General features: G+C 68.9%; 11 protein-coding genes. 4 read left to right on the top strand and 7 right to left on the bottom strand.

The features are described from left to right. Positions 1–43 precede the first annotated feature (43 nt). From HD599_RS02030 to HD599_RS02020, 3 genes are all read left to right on the top strand, one after another. Positions 44–736, top strand: a complete 693-nt coding sequence (locus tag HD599_RS02030) for a response regulator transcription factor (RefSeq protein WP_184233182.1) — start codon at positions 44–46, stop codon at positions 734–736. Between the two features lie 68 nt (positions 737–804). Then, on the top strand, positions 805–2,415 hold the full coding sequence (locus HD599_RS02025) for a sensor histidine kinase (RefSeq protein ID WP_184240187.1): 1,611 nt from the start codon (positions 805–807) through the stop codon (positions 2,413–2,415). A 44-nt stretch (positions 2,416–2,459) separates the two neighbouring features. After that, positions 2,460–2,750, top strand: coding sequence for a WXG100 family type VII secretion target (locus tag HD599_RS02020; RefSeq protein ID WP_184233180.1), 291 nt, complete (start codon positions 2,460–2,462; stop codon positions 2,748–2,750). 46 nt (positions 2,751–2,796) lie between these two features. Here HD599_RS02020 and HD599_RS02015 read toward each other — a convergent pair whose 3' ends face one another. The 5 genes from HD599_RS02015 to HD599_RS01995 all read right to left on the bottom strand — a co-directional run bounded on the left by HD599_RS02015 (position 2,797) and on the right by HD599_RS01995 (position 6,632). Beyond that, complete coding sequence (locus HD599_RS02015) at positions 2,797–3,291, bottom strand: hypothetical protein (protein WP_184233178.1); 495 nt, start codon at positions 3,289–3,291, stop codon at positions 2,797–2,799. Between the two features lie 115 nt (positions 3,292–3,406). Continuing rightward, a complete protein-coding gene (gene groL / locus HD599_RS02010; RefSeq protein ID WP_184233176.1) occupies positions 3,407–5,035 on the bottom strand; it encodes a chaperonin GroEL in 1,629 nt (542 codons plus the stop codon). Between the two features lie 241 nt (positions 5,036–5,276). Next, a complete protein-coding gene (locus HD599_RS02005) occupies positions 5,277–5,483 on the bottom strand; it encodes a cold-shock protein (protein WP_184233174.1) in 207 nt (68 codons plus the stop codon). A 236-nt stretch (positions 5,484–5,719) separates the two neighbouring features. Continuing rightward, complete coding sequence (locus HD599_RS02000; protein ID WP_184233172.1) at positions 5,720–6,292, bottom strand: LytR C-terminal domain-containing protein; 573 nt, start codon at positions 6,290–6,292, stop codon at positions 5,720–5,722. A gap of 4 nt (positions 6,293–6,296) precedes the next feature. After that, positions 6,297–6,632, bottom strand: coding sequence for a DUF3263 domain-containing protein (locus HD599_RS01995; protein WP_425489172.1), 336 nt, complete (start codon positions 6,630–6,632; stop codon positions 6,297–6,299). A 175-nt stretch (positions 6,633–6,807) separates the two neighbouring features. Here HD599_RS01995 and HD599_RS01990 point away from each other — a divergent pair, with 175 nt between their 5' ends. Continuing rightward, the gene (locus HD599_RS01990; RefSeq protein WP_184233168.1) at positions 6,808–7,914 is read left to right on the top strand and encodes a heme/hemin ABC transporter substrate-binding protein; all 1,107 of its coding nucleotides are present in this window, start codon (positions 6,808–6,810) and stop codon (positions 7,912–7,914) included. A gap of 10 nt (positions 7,915–7,924) precedes the next feature. Here HD599_RS01990 and HD599_RS01985 read toward each other — a convergent pair whose 3' ends face one another. Both HD599_RS01985 and HD599_RS01980 read right to left on the bottom strand, forming a co-directional pair. Beyond that, entirely contained in the window at positions 7,925–8,920 is a 996-nt protein-coding gene (locus tag HD599_RS01985) for a DUF2332 family protein (protein WP_184233166.1), read from the bottom strand. An 81-nt stretch (positions 8,921–9,001) separates the two neighbouring features. Beyond that, positions 9,002–15,151 carry an HtaA domain-containing protein gene (locus tag HD599_RS01980; RefSeq protein ID WP_184233164.1) on the bottom strand — a complete coding sequence of 2,050 codons (6,150 nt, stop codon included), beginning with the start codon at positions 15,149–15,151 and terminating at the stop codon, positions 9,002–9,004. Between the last annotated feature and the right edge of the window lie 112 nt (positions 15,152–15,263).

Below are 15,263 nucleotides of genomic sequence, written 5' to 3'. Positions count from 1 at the left end.
CCACTCCCAGACAAACTCCAGACAACTCGCAGATACTGGTCACATGACTGACGGCCCCAAGATCCTGATCGTTGACGACGAGCCCAACATCCGCGACCTTCTGACCACGAGCCTGCGTTTCGCCGGCTTCGCGGTGAGAGCGGTAGGCAATGGAGCAGGCGCTATTTCCGCCGTGCTGGAGGAAGAGCCCGACCTCATCATCCTCGACGTCATGCTGCCCGACATCAACGGCTTCGGCGTGACCAAGCGCCTGCGCGCGTCCGGCTACACCGCACCGATCCTCTTCCTCACGGCGAAGGACGACACCGAAGACAAGATCACCGGCCTCACGGTGGGCGGCGACGACTACGTGACCAAGCCGTTCAGCCTCGACGAGATCGTCGCCCGCATCAAGGCCATCCTGCGCCGCACGATGCAGGACGACGAAGAGGCGGTCATCCGCGCCGGCGAGCTGACCATGGACCAGGACACCCACGAGGTGACCATCGGATCCGAGCAGATCGAGCTCAGCCCGACCGAGTTCAAGCTGCTGCGCTACCTCATGCTCAACCCGAACCGCGTTCTGTCGAAGGCACAGATCCTCGACCACGTCTGGGAGTACGACTTCAACGGCGACGCCGGCATCGTGGAGAGCTACATCAGCTACCTGCGCCGCAAGCTCGACCACCTCTCGGCCGAGCCGATCATCCAGACCAAGCGCGGTTTCGGCTACATGCTGAAGACCTCGCGAGCGTGAGCTCCAGCAAAACCCACCTGACCGACGCGTTCACCACGAAGTGGAACGCGACGTCATTGCGCACCAAAATGACCGCGGTGAGCGTGCTGTTGCTCACGCTCGGCCTGCTCGTCGCCGGTCTCGGGTCGATGTCCGTCCTGCGGTCGTACCTCACCTCGGACACCGACACCAAGATCAACGCGGCGCTGCAGGCGATCGACAACCAGGTCATCGCCTTCACCGAGACCCCCGAGGGCGCCCTGCGCTGCCAGGTCGCCGCCGGTCTCACGCCGTATTACATCAGCGTCGTCGAGGACGACACACTGCTGTGCTCGAACAAGGCGTCCGATGAAGAACGGCCCGCGTCATCCGAACTCATGGATGTCGAGAGGTGGTCGACAGACGACGCCCTCACCGTCGACAGCGAACCCGGCGGCGGCCACTGGCGTGTCGTCAGCAGCCCGTACTCGACTACGTCGGGCCACTTCATCAACATCGTCGTGGGCTACAACCTCAACGAGGTCGACAAGTTCATCAACCAGTACGCCGCGATCTTTATGTTCTTCGGCCTGACCGTCGTCATCCTCGGCGCCTCGGTCACCCGCCTGCTCGTGACCTCGACCTTCAACCCGCTGCGCGAGGTCGAGGCGACGGCTGCCCGCTTCGCCGGCGGGGACTTCACCCAGCGCCTCAGCGGAGCCAACCAGAACACCGAGGTCGGCCGGCTCAACCGCTCGCTCAACGCGATGCTCAGCCAGATCGACCGCGCCTTCGCCGACCGCGCGAAGACCATCGACCAGATGCGCCGCTTCGTCGGCGACGCCAGCCACGAACTGCGCACCCCGCTCGTCTCGGTGCGCGGCTACGCCGAGCTGTACCGCATGGGCGCACTGCAGAAGCCCGAAGACGTGGCCCAGGCCATGGAGCGCATCGAAAAAGAGGCCATCCGCATGGGTGAACTCGTGACCGACCTGCTCGAGCTCGCCCGCATCGACGAGGCGAAGCCGCTGCAGCTCGCCGAGGTCGACCTCATCCCGCTCGCCAACGACGCCGCGCTCGACGCGATGGCCTCGTCGCCCGGGCGCGAGGTCCGGGTCATCGTGACCGAGGTAGCGCCGTTGCCGGTTGCCGACGACGAGACCCCGGATGCCGCGGCAGCAGTCCCCACGGACAGCCGGTCGGCGCTCGCGACCGGGCCTATCGCCTTCGCGGGAGCCACCTTCGCCCGACTCCGCCGTCGCCCCCGGGTCACGCCCGCCGACTCGACGGAGATCGGCGTGATCCTCCCGCCGCCCGCGGCACCGCGTGCCGTCGTGCTCGCCGAAGAAAACAAGATCCGCCAGGTCATCACCAACCTGATGGGTAACGCGATGCGATTCGCGCCCGCGGGTACCCCTATCGAGATCGGTGTGGAGACCGACCGCTCGCAGGGCGTCGCCGCGATCTCGGTCATCGACCACGGTGAGGGCATCCCGCCGCAGATCCGCGAGAAGATCTTCCAGCGCTTCTGGCGCGCGGACTCGTCGCGCAACCGCGACACCGGCGGCTCGGGCCTCGGTCTCGCGATCGTCGCGTCGATCGTCGCCGCCCACAAGGGCGAGGTCGAGGTCGTCGAGACGCCCGGCGGAGGAGCGACGTTCCGCGTCATCCTTCCTCTGCACCAGCCGCTTGTGGAGAATCCCGAAGTCCCCACTTCCTGACGCACACCCCTAGAGGGTCGCACGCGTGACTACCGTCTACTGCCATGACCAGATTCCAGGTAGACAGTGACGAAGTTCTCAACGCGAGTTCCACGATGCGCGGCACCATCGGGCGTATCCAGGGCGAGGTGGCCGCGCTCCACGGCCAGCTCGCGAACCTGCAGGCCACGTGGGGCGGCCCCGCCGCGGCGGCCTTCCAAGGCGCCGCTGCCGCGTGGCACGCGACCGAGCAGCGGGTGAGCGACGACCTCACCGCACTCAACCAGGTGCTCACGCACGCCGGTCAGACCTACGCGGAGACGGAGGCGGCGAACACGCGGTTGTTCGCGCGGTAGGGGCGGGGCGGTTTACGGAGCTCGCGGCGGCTCCGTTAAGCGCGAGCTACTCCGGGAACGGCTCCGGCGACTGCCAGACGATTCCGCCGAGCACGCCGCCGACTTGGCCGAGTTCCTCCAACGGGTATTGCGACGCCGAGGCGAGCAGCCAGTTCGTCCCGACCAGGAACGGCTGGGGCTCCTGGCTGTCGACGTTGAGCTGCAGCACGTGGTTGCGCGCTTCGACGGTGGGGTAGATCGAGAGACCCCACTGGTAGTCGGGGCACCAACCGGACTCGGTGGCGTCGGGGATACCGGCCGGGTCGACGAGCGACGGGCAGTCGATGCCCGCGCCGGTGAGCGCGACGCGCAGTTCCTCGAGCGTGCCGTAGGACTCTCCGCCCGGCGGGAGCGTGGGCTCGGCCGTGGGTTCGGTGGTCGGGTCGACGGTGGCGCTGGGTGTGGGCGATGCGGCGGGTTCGGCGGCACCCGGGGTGCATGCCGCGCAGGCGAGGATGACGAGTGCGGCGACGGCTGCGTGCTGGGCGCGAGGACTGCGCATGGGGTCCTTTCGAGTCGAGGGCGGCACCAGTATGCCAGACGACGAGATCTCAGAAAGGGATAGAAAAATGGGCGGCCTCCGTGAGGAGACCGCCCATTTTCTGAACTGCTAGGACTTAGAAGTCCATGCCGCCCGACGGGTCACCCATCGGAGCGGGGTTCTTCTCGGGCTTGTCGGCGACAACAGCCTCGGTCGTCAGGAACAGGCCCGCGATCGATGCAGCGTTGAGCAGAGCCGAGCGCGTGACCTTCACCGGGTCATTGATGCCGGCGGCCAGCATGTCGACGTACTCGCCGGTCGCGGCGTTGAGGCCCTGGCCGACGGGGAGGTGACGGACCTTGTCAGCGACGACACCGGGCTCGAGACCGGCGTTGAGCGCGATCTGCTTGAGCGGTGCGTCGATGGCAACGCGGACGATGTTCGCGCCGGTCGCCTCGTCGCCGACGAGGTCGGTGACTGCGGCGGACTCGAAGGCGATCTTGCCGGCCTGGATGAGGGCGACGCCACCACCGGCGACGATGCCCTCTTCGACGGCAGCCTTCGCGTTACGGACGGCGTCCTCGATGCGGTGCTTGCGCTCCTTGAGCTCGACCTCGGTCGCGGCTCCGGCCTTGATGACCGCAACGCCGCCGGCCAGCTTGGCCAGGCGCTCCTGCAGCTTCTCGCGGTCGTAGTCGGAGTCGGTGTTCTCGATCTCGGCACGGATCTGCTTGACGCGGCCCGCGATGGCGTCGGCGTCGCCGGTGCCCTCGATGATCGTGGTCTCGTCCTTGGTGATGACGACCTTGCGGGCGCGGCCCAGGAGGTCGAGGGTGGCGTTCTCGAGCTTGAGACCGACCTCCTCGGAGATGACCTGGCCACCGGTGAGGATGGCGATGTCCTGCAGCTGCGCCTTGCGACGGTCGCCGAAGCCGGGAGCCTTGACGGCGACCGACTTGAAGATGCCACGGATCTTGTTCACAACGAGAGTCGCGAGAGCCTCGCCGTCAACGTCTTCGGCGATGATGAGGAGCTGCTTGCCCGACTGGATGACCTTGTCGACGATGGGCAGGAGGTCCTTGATGTTGGAGATCTTGCCGTTGACGATGAGGATGTAGGGGTCTTCGAAGACCGCTTCCTGGCGCTCGGGGTCGGTGACGAAGTATGCCGACAGGTAACCCTTGTCGAAGCGCATGCCCTCGGTCAGCTCGAGCTCGGTGCCGAAGGTGTTCGACTCCTCGACGGTGACGACGCCTTCCTTGCCGACCTTGTCGATGGCCTCGGCGATCAGTGCGCCGATCTCGGGGTCGCCGGCGGAGATGGAAGCCGTAGCCGCGATCTCTTCCTTGGTCTCGATCTCCTTGGCGGAGGCGATGAGTGCCTCGATGACGGCCGAGGTGGCCTTCTCGATGCCGCGCTTGAGGCTGATCGGGTCAGCACCGGCAGCGACGTTGCGGAGTCCTTCGCGAACGAGGGCCTGGGCGAGGACGACCGAGGTGGTCGTTCCGTCGCCGGCGACGTCATCCGTCTTCTTGGCTACCTCTTTGACCAGCTCGGCGCCGATCTTCTCGTACGGGTCGTCCAGTTCGATTTCCTTGGCGATCGACACACCATCGTTCGTGATGGTCGGCGCGCCCCACTTCTTTTCGAGCACGACGTTGCGGCCGCGCGGGCCGAGCGTCACCTTGACGGCGTCGGCCAGAATGTTCAGGCCGCGCTCGAGGCCACGACGGGCCTCTTCGTTGAAAGCAATGATCTTTGCCATGTGTGTTTCTCGTCCTTCCCGGACGTCTGCCTACCGAATTCTTTAGCACTCGAACCATGCGAGTGCCAGACACAAAATTAGCACTCGGTAGGGACGAGTGCAAGAAAGCGACGGGGCACTCGGTAGGGACGAGTGCAAGAAAGCGACGGGGCACTCGGGGAGGATCGACGGTCAACTCTCCGGGCGCACAACAATGACCCGCATTACACGGGTCATTGTCGCGAGCGGAAAAGGTGTCGCGCTACTGCGCGAGACGCACCGATTCCGCCTGTGGGCCTTTGCTGCCGGTGCCGATTTCGAAGGTCACGCTCTGACCCTCTTCGAGAACTTTGTATCCCCCCATGTCAATGGCGGAGTAGTGGACGAAGACGTCCTGGCTCCCGCCCTCCACGGTGATAAATCCGTATCCCTTTTCAGCGTTGAACCACTTCACGGTTCCGTTCGCCATGTGTTGCTCCCTGGTGCGTGTATCTCGACGCCCGCACCATGCGCGGTGCGAACAATTCCAGATCGTAACCGGGCAGATGCGCGGAAAAGAGGGGGTTGCGGCCCCTGCGACATGAATAAACAAGGATTAAACACATTGGTAACACAAGTGGCCGTTCGGGCCCGTTTTTGTGAACGCTGCTCTGTATTTATAGAGCGATCGGATGCCCCGTGAGGGCAGCCGAGACCGGCTCGCGACTACGGCGTGGGCGCGTAGTCGGCGCCCAGGACGATCGTGATCGGGGCACCGACGAACGCGGTGCTCTCGCGCACGTCTCCGACGCCGAGGGCCTGCACGAGTCCGCGCGCGATCTCTTCGTCGGCCGGGTTGCTGTAGTAGACGATGGTCTCTTCGATGTCACTGGTCGACGCGGTGGTGAGGCTTCCCACGGGCCACCCGAGGCTGGTGAGTGCCGCGCCCGCGACATCCTGCTGGCCGACGACGGTCGAACCGTTGAGCACGGTGATCGTGATGCCGCGCGCGGGATCGATCAGCGCGGGGTCGGTCAGGGGCAAAGCGGTGGGAGTGGTGGCGTCGGTGGGCGTCGCACTCGGCTCGCTCGCTGCGGGCAGGCCGGGGAACTCGAAGCGGATGCTCGGGTCGACGAGAGAGAGCGTGAACAGGCCGCCGACGATGAGCACCAGAGTGGCGAGTGCTGCCCAGGCGAAACCGATCCAGCCGCCGCCGCGCTTCTTGGGGGCGCGGTGGGCACCGACGCGAACGAGGTCCTTGGGCAGGTCGTCGAACCGGTCTTTCGGGTAACTGGCCATAGTTCTAATCAGTCGTTTCGTCTGGCAGGGTGCTACCTGCTCGGTCCACGGGGCGAGGACTCGCGAGTGATCGCGCAGCTCGGGCGGTCACTCGTTCATCTCTCGCCCGTTGCAAGCGTTTGATGAGCATCGGATCGTGGCGCACAGCGGCCGGCGAATCGATCACGGTGTTCAGTATCTGATAATACCGGGCGGCAGAAAGGCCGAAGACCTCGCGGATCGCCTCCTCTTTCGCCCCGGCGTGACGCCAGAGCTGACGTTCGAAGTCGAGAACTGCCTGGTCCCGCTCCGAGAGGGCGCGGGCGGCGGGCTGGTCTGACTGCAGACTCGCCGACTCCACACTCGTGGCCACGGTTGTACCCCTCACGTTCTGCGCAAGCCTATGACAGCGAAACCGTGCGACCGCCCAATGACGCGGCAGTTCGCAGGCGCGGCCTCCCCGGGCGCGAGAACTTAGGGTATCCTAAATAGACGATCCAGGCCTCGTGGCCGCACCCGGCCGACAGGATTCCCGCATGACACTCCCCCGCCCCGCGTCGTTCGGCGCGCTGCTCTCGGCCGCGATCGTCGTCGCACTGCTCGGCGGCTGCGCGAGCGATGCCGGTGCGCCGGCGGCGGAGACCCCGGCGGCCGACCAGTCGGTACCGCTCGCGGAACTCGACCTGGCCGACGACCCGCGCGTCGTCGAGGGCCCGTCGACAGCGGTGCTCGAGGATGCCGCGATCACGCCGGTCGCGACCGACCCGGAACAGCAGCTGCCGGCCACTGTCACCTCGCACGACCTCGGGGGCGACATCCCGATCACGGTCGAATCGACCGACCGCATTCTGGGCCTCGACATCTCGGGGTCGATCGCGGCGACCATCTTCGGCCTGGGGCTGGGCGACAGTGTCGTCGGGCGCGACGTGTCGACGACGTTCCCCGAGGCGGCCGACCTGCCGCTGATCACCTCGGGCGGGCACTCGGTGTCGACCGAGGCGGTGCTCGCGCTGCGCCCGACCGTGCTCATCACCGACGGCACGATCGGCCCGACCGACGTCATTCTGCAGCTGCGCGAGGCGGGCATCGACGTGGTCTACGTCGACACCGCGCCGAGCATGGACGGCGTGAGTGAGTTGGCGCGGCAGGTCGCGGCCGCGCTCGGCGTGGTTCCGGCGGGCGAGTTGCTCGCGGCGAGCCTGCAGACCGAGATCGCGGACACGATCGCGGAGATCGCCGCCGTCGCGCCGCAGGACGACGCCGACAAGGTGCGCATGCTGTTCCTCTATCTACGGGGCGGATCGGGCATCTACTACCTGTTCGGCGAGGAGTCGGGCGCCGACGAGTTGATCGAGGGCGTCGGCGGCATCGATGTCGCGGGCGAGATCGGCTGGGACGGCATGAAGCCCATGACCGACGAGGCGCTCGTCGCGGGCAACCCCGACCTCATCCTCGTGATGACCGACGGCATCGAGAGCGCCGGCGGCGTGGACGGGCTGATCGAGACGAAGCCCGTGATCGGACTCACTACGGCGGGACAGAATCGTCGCTTCGTCGATATGGCCGACGGCGAGATCCTGAGCTTCGGGCCGCGGACGCCGCTCGTGCTCGACGCTCTGGCGCGGGCGATCTACGCGCCGTAGAGCACTCGCATCAGGGCCGGGCCAGCCAGTCGACGCGGTCGCCGTGGGGCGCGACGAAGGCGAGCGGATCGCCGTCGAGCGCGAGCGCGAACCGGCCGCGCAGCTCCTCGTGCGTCAGCCCGGTGGCGCGGCCGATGCCGTCGACCACGGTCGGGAACAGCCCTGCCGCCTCGAGCGACACCCAGCGCGCGTCGAGGGCGTGTACGGCCGACACGAAGCGTTCGCGCCCGGGACGCGCGACGTAGACCAGCACCCCGCTCGAGATGACGACGAGCGTCGCGTCGGCGGGAGCTTGAGCCGCGAGGGCAGGCAGTGCGTCGGTCACGTCCCCCTCTATTAGTAGGGGTGGATCGGCACGCGCGATGGCGATTGCCGCCCGCACGCGCTCGAGCCGCGCGGCCTGTTCGGGCCAGATGAGCGTTTCGAGCCAGCGGTCATCGGCGGGGTCGGCGACGTCGAGCGGCGCCAGATCGATGCCGGCCCGCCAGACCACCTCGGGTAGCGCGGCGGGCAGCGGCACCTCGCCGCTCGTCGAACACTCGAGCAGCAGGGCGCTCGGTCCGTCGGCCGGGTGCAGCGGCGCACCGCCGTCGTAGCTGTAGCTGTACCGGTCGGGGTAGAGGCAGAGCCCGGCCGCCACGCCCACCTCGAGCAGGGCGAGCGGCCCCGGGATGAGCGCGAGCGCGGGCAGCAGAGCGGCGCAACGCAACGGCTCGTTGGTCTGGGTGAGCCGCACGAGCGCTTCGGCGCGCACCTCGGGCCAGTGGGCGATCGTCCAGTCCCGCCACGGTTCGTATGCTCCGTCGGGGGCCCCGAGCAGGCGCGTGACGGCGAAGAGGAGGGGCGGATGCCGCTTCTGGGCGGGCAACTCGTCCAGAAGCGCGATCAGCCGCGGTTCCGCGGCCACGCCGAGCGCCCAGCGCTCGTAGATCTCCGAGCGGCCGTGGGCCTCGCCGCGGGCGAAACGGAGGTACCACTCGGCCGTCGTCTCGTCGTTTTCGCCCACCGCAGCATCCTGCCACTCATTAAAGAAGGAGGGCGCCGGACCGGTTCGCACAGAACCCGGCCGACGCCCTCCTCCCGTCGGTTACTTCTTGCGGCGCAGCACGATCACGAGCAACACGATGACGGCGATCACGAGCAGTGCGAGCACGACCCAGATGATCCAGCCGAGGTCGGTCGTGGCGGCGACCGGGGCGGCCGCTTCGTCCTCAGGCGCGGCGGTGGCCGTCGTCACGGGCTCGTCCTCGGCGGCCACGGCGCAGTCGGCCGCGGTCGAGAAGGCGATCGTGATCGGGTCGAGCGCTTCCCCGGCCGGGTAGGTGCCGAACGCCGCGGCACCCGCGTCGGTGAGCGCGGCCGGGGCGGCGGTGATGGTCACCGCTCCCCCGTCGTTTTCGAGCACACCCGCGAGGTCGATGCCGGCGAACTCGACGGCCTTCGTGTCGACGACCGCACCATCCTGCGTGGTGCCCGAGATGTCGAGCAGCAGCACGGCGCTGTCGGCGTCGATGAAGCGCACCTGCGGGTTCGACACCGTGGTGTTCAGCACGCCGCCGTGGCCGGTGAAGGCGATCGACCCGGCGAACGCCAGCGATCCCTCGCCGGTCTCGGCGTCGTAGCCTCCGGTGCCGGCGCTCCAGCCGAAGTTCGGCACCTCGTAGGTGGCGCCGTCGGCGACGGTCCACTCGCCGTTGGCGATCGAACCGCTGATGTAGCTGCGGAACGACTCCTTGAAGCCCCAGGTGATGGTCGCGTCATCCACCACACAGCCCACGATCGCGGCGGCGGGTGCCGTGGCGATCGTGATCTCTACGCCGCGGTTGACCGAGCCCTGGAAGGTCAGCGTGTGCTGGCCGGTCAGGCCCACGGGGAGGCGGCCCGTCCAGGTCACGGTTCCGCTGGCGTCGGCCGTCGCGTTGGTGCTGAGCACCGTCGGCGTCGAGTAGATGACCACGAGGATGCCGGTCTCGTTCGGCTGGAAGCCGGTCGCCGTGATGGTGACCTCTCCGCCCTCGACGAGCTCGACGCCCTCGGCGATCGTGATGCCCGTGGTCGCCGGCGGGGTGGCGGCCGCGGTGCGGGCCGCCGCGAACGCGGCGATCGTGGTCGGCGACGGGGTGGCAGGGGAACTGACCGCTCCGATGACGAAGCTGACCGGGTCGAGCGCCGAACCGACCGCGTAGAAGCCCGAGCCGTTCAGCGAGAACACCGCGGCGCCCTGGCTGGTGAGCGCGGCGGGGACGCCCGCGTAGCTCACCGTGTTGTCGGGCGTCGAACGGCTGCCCGACGCGAGGTCGAGCGTGGCGAACGGGGTGGAGGCCCCGCCGTTGACGCTCACCAGCAGGGTTCCCTGGGTGGCGCTGTCGACGCGCACGACGGGGTTGCTCAGCGTGATGTCGAGGAGACCCGCGTGGCCGGTGAACCGCACCGATCCGCTGTAGGCGGAGGTGCCGAGGCCGGTGGCGAAGTCGTAGCTGCCGCCGGCCGACTGGCCGAAGGTGAACTGTCCGCCGGAGGAACCGACGCCGGACGTGGTGATCGCGCCCTTGGCGATGGGCCCGGTCACGTACGAGCGGAACGACTCCTTGACGCCCCAGGTCAGCGAACCCGCGCCGACCGTCTTCTCGACGACCGAGACAGCGGCGGTCGCGGTCGAAGCTCCGAAGAGCTTCGCGTCCGACGGGGCGAAGGCGGCGGTGAACGTCTGCACGCCGGCCGGCAGGTTGTCGACCGTGAGGGTCGCCGCCCCCGTTCCGCTGACCGCGACCGACCCGAGGGTGGTCTGACCCATGGCGAAGCTGACGGCGCCGGCGGCGGCCGGGGTGACATGGGCGCTGAGCACGGTCGAGCCGCCGACGTTCACGGTGACCGGCGACGCCGTGAGCGCCAGGCTGGTCGCGGTGACGGCGGGGGCCTCGGGAGCCGTGGGCTCTTCGGGCTCGCCGGGCGTCGTCGGGTCGGGCGGGGTGGTGCCCGACGACACGGCGAGTTGCACGTCGACCGGGTCGAGCTCGGTGCCGGCTTCGTAGAACCCGTCGAAGCTGGCGGCGCCTTCTGCCGTGAGAGTTGCGGGGATGCCGGTGAAGCTGACCGCGTCATCCGTCGCCGTCGTCGTTGCAGCGCTCAGGTCGAGCGTGGCGAAGGAGACGCGCTCGGTGCCGTTCACGTCGACGAGCAGTGAGCCTGCCGTCGCGCTGTCGATGCGCACGACCGGGTCGGCCAGCGTGATGTCGAGCAGTCCGCCGTGGCCGGTGAAGTGCACCGATCCGGCGAAAACCCCGGTGCCGGTGCTGCCGTCGAAGGTGCCGTCGGTCGTCGGTGCGAAGCCGACGATGCCGTTCGTGAAGGTGGCCCCGTCGACGTCGATGCTGCCGTTGGCGATCGGGCCGACGATGTACTCGCGGAACGACTGCTTGATGCCCCAGTCGAGGCCGCCCTTCGGCGCCTCGGGCTCGGCGGGCACGGGTGCCGCGGAGACGGTGAGCGCCAGCGAACCGGTCGAGCCGCCGAAGAGCGCCGAGGTGGGCTTGAACGTGGCGGTGTAGCGCACGACTCCCGCGGTCAGTTCCTCCGTGGTGACGGTGGCCTTGCCCGACTTCACGCTGGCGGTGCCGAGCACCTCGGTGCCGGAGCGGAAGGTGACGGTGCCCGCGGTCGCCGGGGAGACCCTGGCGGTGAGTGTCGCGGTGGATGCCTCGACGACCGTGGCCGGCGAAGCGGTGAGCTTCGTCGTGGTGGCGGTGACCGTCGGCGGGGTCGGCTCGACCGGGCCGGGCACGGCCGCCGGGGTGATCACGAAGGTCACCGCGTCGAGCTTCTCGCCGGCCTCGTAGAAGCCGCCGAAGGCTTCCGAACCCTCGGCGGTCAACACCGCGGGGGACGCCGCGTAGCGGATCGTCGAGTCGGTCGTGGTCTTCGTGGCGGCACCCAGGTCGAGCGTCGCGAAGGTGACCGGGGAGCCGCCGTTCACGGTCAGGATGAGCGACGCCGCCGTGGAGCTCGTGACCCGCACGCTCGGGTTGCTGAACGTGAGGTCGAGCGCTCCGTTGTGGCCGGTGAAGTTCACGGCGCCCGAGTAGAGTGCGGTTCCCTTTCCGGTCGCCTGGTCGTAGCTGCCGCCGGTCTTACTGGCGAAGCCATAGCCGGTCGCGGTGGCGGTCACGCCGCTGGGCGTGATGGCGCCGTTGGCGATCGGCCCGACGATGTACTCGCGGAACGACTTCTTGACTCCCCAGTCGAGTCCGGCAGTAACGGGCACGGTCGGGTCGACGGGGAGCGACGGCGCCGGGGCGACCGTCACCGTGACGGTGCCGGCCGAGCCGGCGAACGCTGTCGAGCTCGGGGCGAAGCTGGCGCTGTACGACTTGGTGCCGACGGTCAGCGCGGCCGTGGTGACCGTGGCCTTGCCGCTGGCGACCGGCGCCGAGCCGAGGATCGTCGAACCCGAACGGAACGTGACCGTTCCGGCGGCGGTCGGCGCGACCGTGGCGGTGAGCGTCGTGGTCGAACCGGCGACGACGGTGGCGGGGGCCGCCGTCAGCGTCGTGGTGGTCGCGGTCGGAGCGGGCTGTTCGGGAGTCGTCACCGTCGTGTCGATGCCGAAGCTCACGGGGTCGACCGCGTCGCCGGCGGCGTAGCTGCCGAGGGCGATCGCGCCCTCTGCCGTGAGCGTGGCGGGCACGCCGGCGAAGCTCAGGTTCGCCTCGGTGATCGTCTTGACGCCTCCCGAGAGGTCGAGGGTGGCGAAGACGATGGCCGCGCCACCGTTGACCTTCACCGACAGCGATCCCGTCGTGGCGCTCGTGATGCGCACGGCCGGGTCGCTCAGCGTGATGTCGAGCGCCCCGTTGTGGCCGGTGAAGCGCACCGAGCCGCTGTAGAGCGAGGTGCCTGTGCCCTTCGTGGTGTCGTAGCTGCCGCCGGTTTTACTAGGGAAGGTGAAGAGGCCGTTGGTGTCGACCGTCGCACCGGTGGGCGTGATGGCACCCTGGGCGATCGGGCCGAGGATGTAGTTGCGGAACGACTCCTTGACGCCCCAGGCGAGGCCGGTGACGGTCGGGGCGACGACGGGCGTCGCAACGACAGACAGGCTTCCGGATGACGCGGTGAACAGCGTCGCATCGACCGGCGTGAACGCGGCGGTGAATGCGGTCGTGCCCGCGGCCAGCGCGCCGGTCGTCAGTGTCGCGACTCCCCCGACGACCGTGACGGTATCGAGGGCGGCACCGTTCGCGGAGAAGGCGACGGTTCCCGCGGCGACGGGCGCGACGGTTGCCGTCAGCGTCGTGGTCTGGCCCGCGGTGACCGAGGCGGGAGAAGCGGTGAGCACGGTCGTGGTCTCGACGGCCACGGGTGCGGGCACCTCGACGAACGTGATCGACGTGTAGGTCTCGAACGGTGCGTAGACCACGCCACCGCCGCCATAGGTGTAGATGCCGTAGTTGCCCGTCTCGAGCGCGCCGGTGAATCCGGGCTTCACGGTCATGGTCACCGAGAAGGTGCCGTCGGCGTTGAGCACCGCGCCCGCGCCGGATCCGGACGGGTCGATGGTCGCGACGTCCGCGGCACTGACGAGCCACTTCGTGTTGGCCGAGTCGTTCTTACGCACCGACGACGCGGCACCCGCGCTGGGCTTCCAGACGTCGGCGTACTTGCCGAACGCGACGTACGCGCCGGCGAACTTGCCCGCGAGCGGCGGACGCGTTCCGTTGGTCGCGGTGCCCGCGGGAAGGAAACCCGACCCGGTCACGGTGATCGTCTCGCCCGCGGCGCTGACCGAGGTCTTCGAGACGGCGACGGTGGGAACCGGCACCTCGACGAAGGTGATCGGCGTGTAGGTCTCGAACGGTGCGTAGACCACGCCACCGCCGCCGTAGGTGTAGATGCCGTAGTTGCCGGTCTCGAGCTCGCCGGTGAACCCGGGCTTCACGGTCATCGTCACCGAGAAGGTGCCGTCGGCGTTGAGAACGGCGCCCGCGCCGGATCCGGACGGGTCGATGGTCGCGACGTCCGCGGCACTGACGAGCCACTTCGTGTTGGCCGAGTCGTTCTTCCGCACGCTCGACGCGGCACCCGCGCTCGGCTTCCAGACATCCGCGTACTTCCCGAAGGCGACATACGCGCCGGCGAACTTGCCCGCGAGCGGCGGACGGGTGCCGTTGGTCGCGGTGCCCGCGGGGAGGAAACCGGAACCCGTGACGGTGATGGTCTCGCCGTCCGCAGACAGGGTGGTCTTCGAGACGGCGACGGTCGGCACCGCGACAGCGCTGACGACCGTGGTCGCGGCCGTCGAGGTGGACGCGGCGTAGGCCGCGGCATCCGTGGGGGTGAAGACCGCGGTCACGCTGCTGGTGCCGGCGACGGTGAACGGGGCGGAGATCGAGGCGGCGCCCGAGGCGACGGGGACGGTTCCGAGCGACGTGGTGCCGTCGAAGAACTCGATGCTTCCGGCGGCGGCGGTCGGGGCGACGGTGGCGCTCAGGGTGACGGCGGTGCCGACGGTCGCGGTCGCGGGGGCGACGAGCGTCGTGGTGGTGGCCGTGGCGACCACGGGTGCGACGACGGCGAGCGTGATCGTGACGGGGTCGAGCGCGGAGCCGACGGCCCGCTTGGTCGCGGCCGCGTCGGAAGCCGAACCGTAGTTCGCCAGCGTCGCGGCGCCGGCCTCGGTGATGGTGGCGGGCACGGCGGTGAGCGTGATCGACGATCCGTCGGAGCTGACGACCGGGGTCATGCCCGTGAGGTCGAGGTTCGCGACGGTGCGCTGCGCGAGCGCGGCGGTCGGCAGCTCGGGGTTGATGCTGTGCGAATCGCCGGCGGTGAGGCCGGAGACCGTGCCGGTGTCGCCCGCGAGCGTGACGACCGGGTTGGAGATGTAGAAGTAGTTGCCCGCCGTGGTTCCGGGGATGGGCGCGCCGGCGAAGTAGCCGATGCGCGCGTTGCCCGTGAAGGTGAGCGTGCCCGTGCGGGTCGCCACGTCATAGGTCGACGACGTGGCCGCCGGGAACGAGAAGGTGTCGGTCGCGGCGTCGAGCGTCGCGCCGCCGGCCTGGGCGCGGGTGGTGAAGACCGAGCGGTAGCCGGCGTCCACTCCCCAGCTCAGGCTTCCGCCGGTGATGGTGGACGGCGCGGCGCTGGCCGGCGCGATCGCGACGAGGCTGCCGCCGAAGACGAGCGCTACGGCGACGACGCCGGCGACCCATCGAGCCAAGCGCGAGGTGACTGCTGTATTCACGGGATTCTTCACTCCAGGGTGCAGCGCGATGCCGCACCCGCGCGCGCTGTCCGAGGACAGAGCGGTGGCGAGTGGGTAGGCCGGAATCAGCGCGGGGTTTTAGTAAGCTAAG

It is taken from the genome of Conyzicola lurida (assembly GCF_014204935.1).
Lineage (GTDB): Bacteria > Actinomycetota > Actinomycetes > Actinomycetales > Microbacteriaceae > Conyzicola > Conyzicola lurida.
This window is presented reverse-complemented; position numbering and strand designations above follow the sequence as displayed.

Bases quoted from the DNA above. Each gene is read 5' to 3' on its own strand.
- HD599_RS01990 (WP_184233168.1), top strand. From the start codon at position 6,808: ATGACACTCCCCCGCCCCGCGTCGTTCGGCGCGCTGCTCTCGGCCGCG.
- HD599_RS02005 (WP_184233174.1), bottom strand. From the start codon at position 5,483: ATGGCGAACGGAACCGTGAAGTGGTTCAACGCTGAAAAGGGATACGGA.
- HD599_RS02020 (WP_184233180.1), top strand. From the start codon at position 2,460: ATGACCAGATTCCAGGTAGACAGTGACGAAGTTCTCAACGCGAGTTCC.
- HD599_RS02015 (WP_184233178.1), bottom strand. From the start codon at position 3,291: ATGCGCAGTCCTCGCGCCCAGCACGCAGCCGTCGCCGCACTCGTCATC.
- HD599_RS02030 (WP_184233182.1), top strand. From the start codon at position 44: ATGACTGACGGCCCCAAGATCCTGATCGTTGACGACGAGCCCAACATC.
- HD599_RS02000 (WP_184233172.1), bottom strand. From the start codon at position 6,292: ATGGCCAGTTACCCGAAAGACCGGTTCGACGACCTGCCCAAGGACCTC.
- groL (WP_184233176.1), bottom strand. From the start codon at position 5,035: ATGGCAAAGATCATTGCTTTCAACGAAGAGGCCCGTCGTGGCCTCGAG.
- HD599_RS02025 (WP_184240187.1), top strand. From the start codon at position 805: ATGACCGCGGTGAGCGTGCTGTTGCTCACGCTCGGCCTGCTCGTCGCC.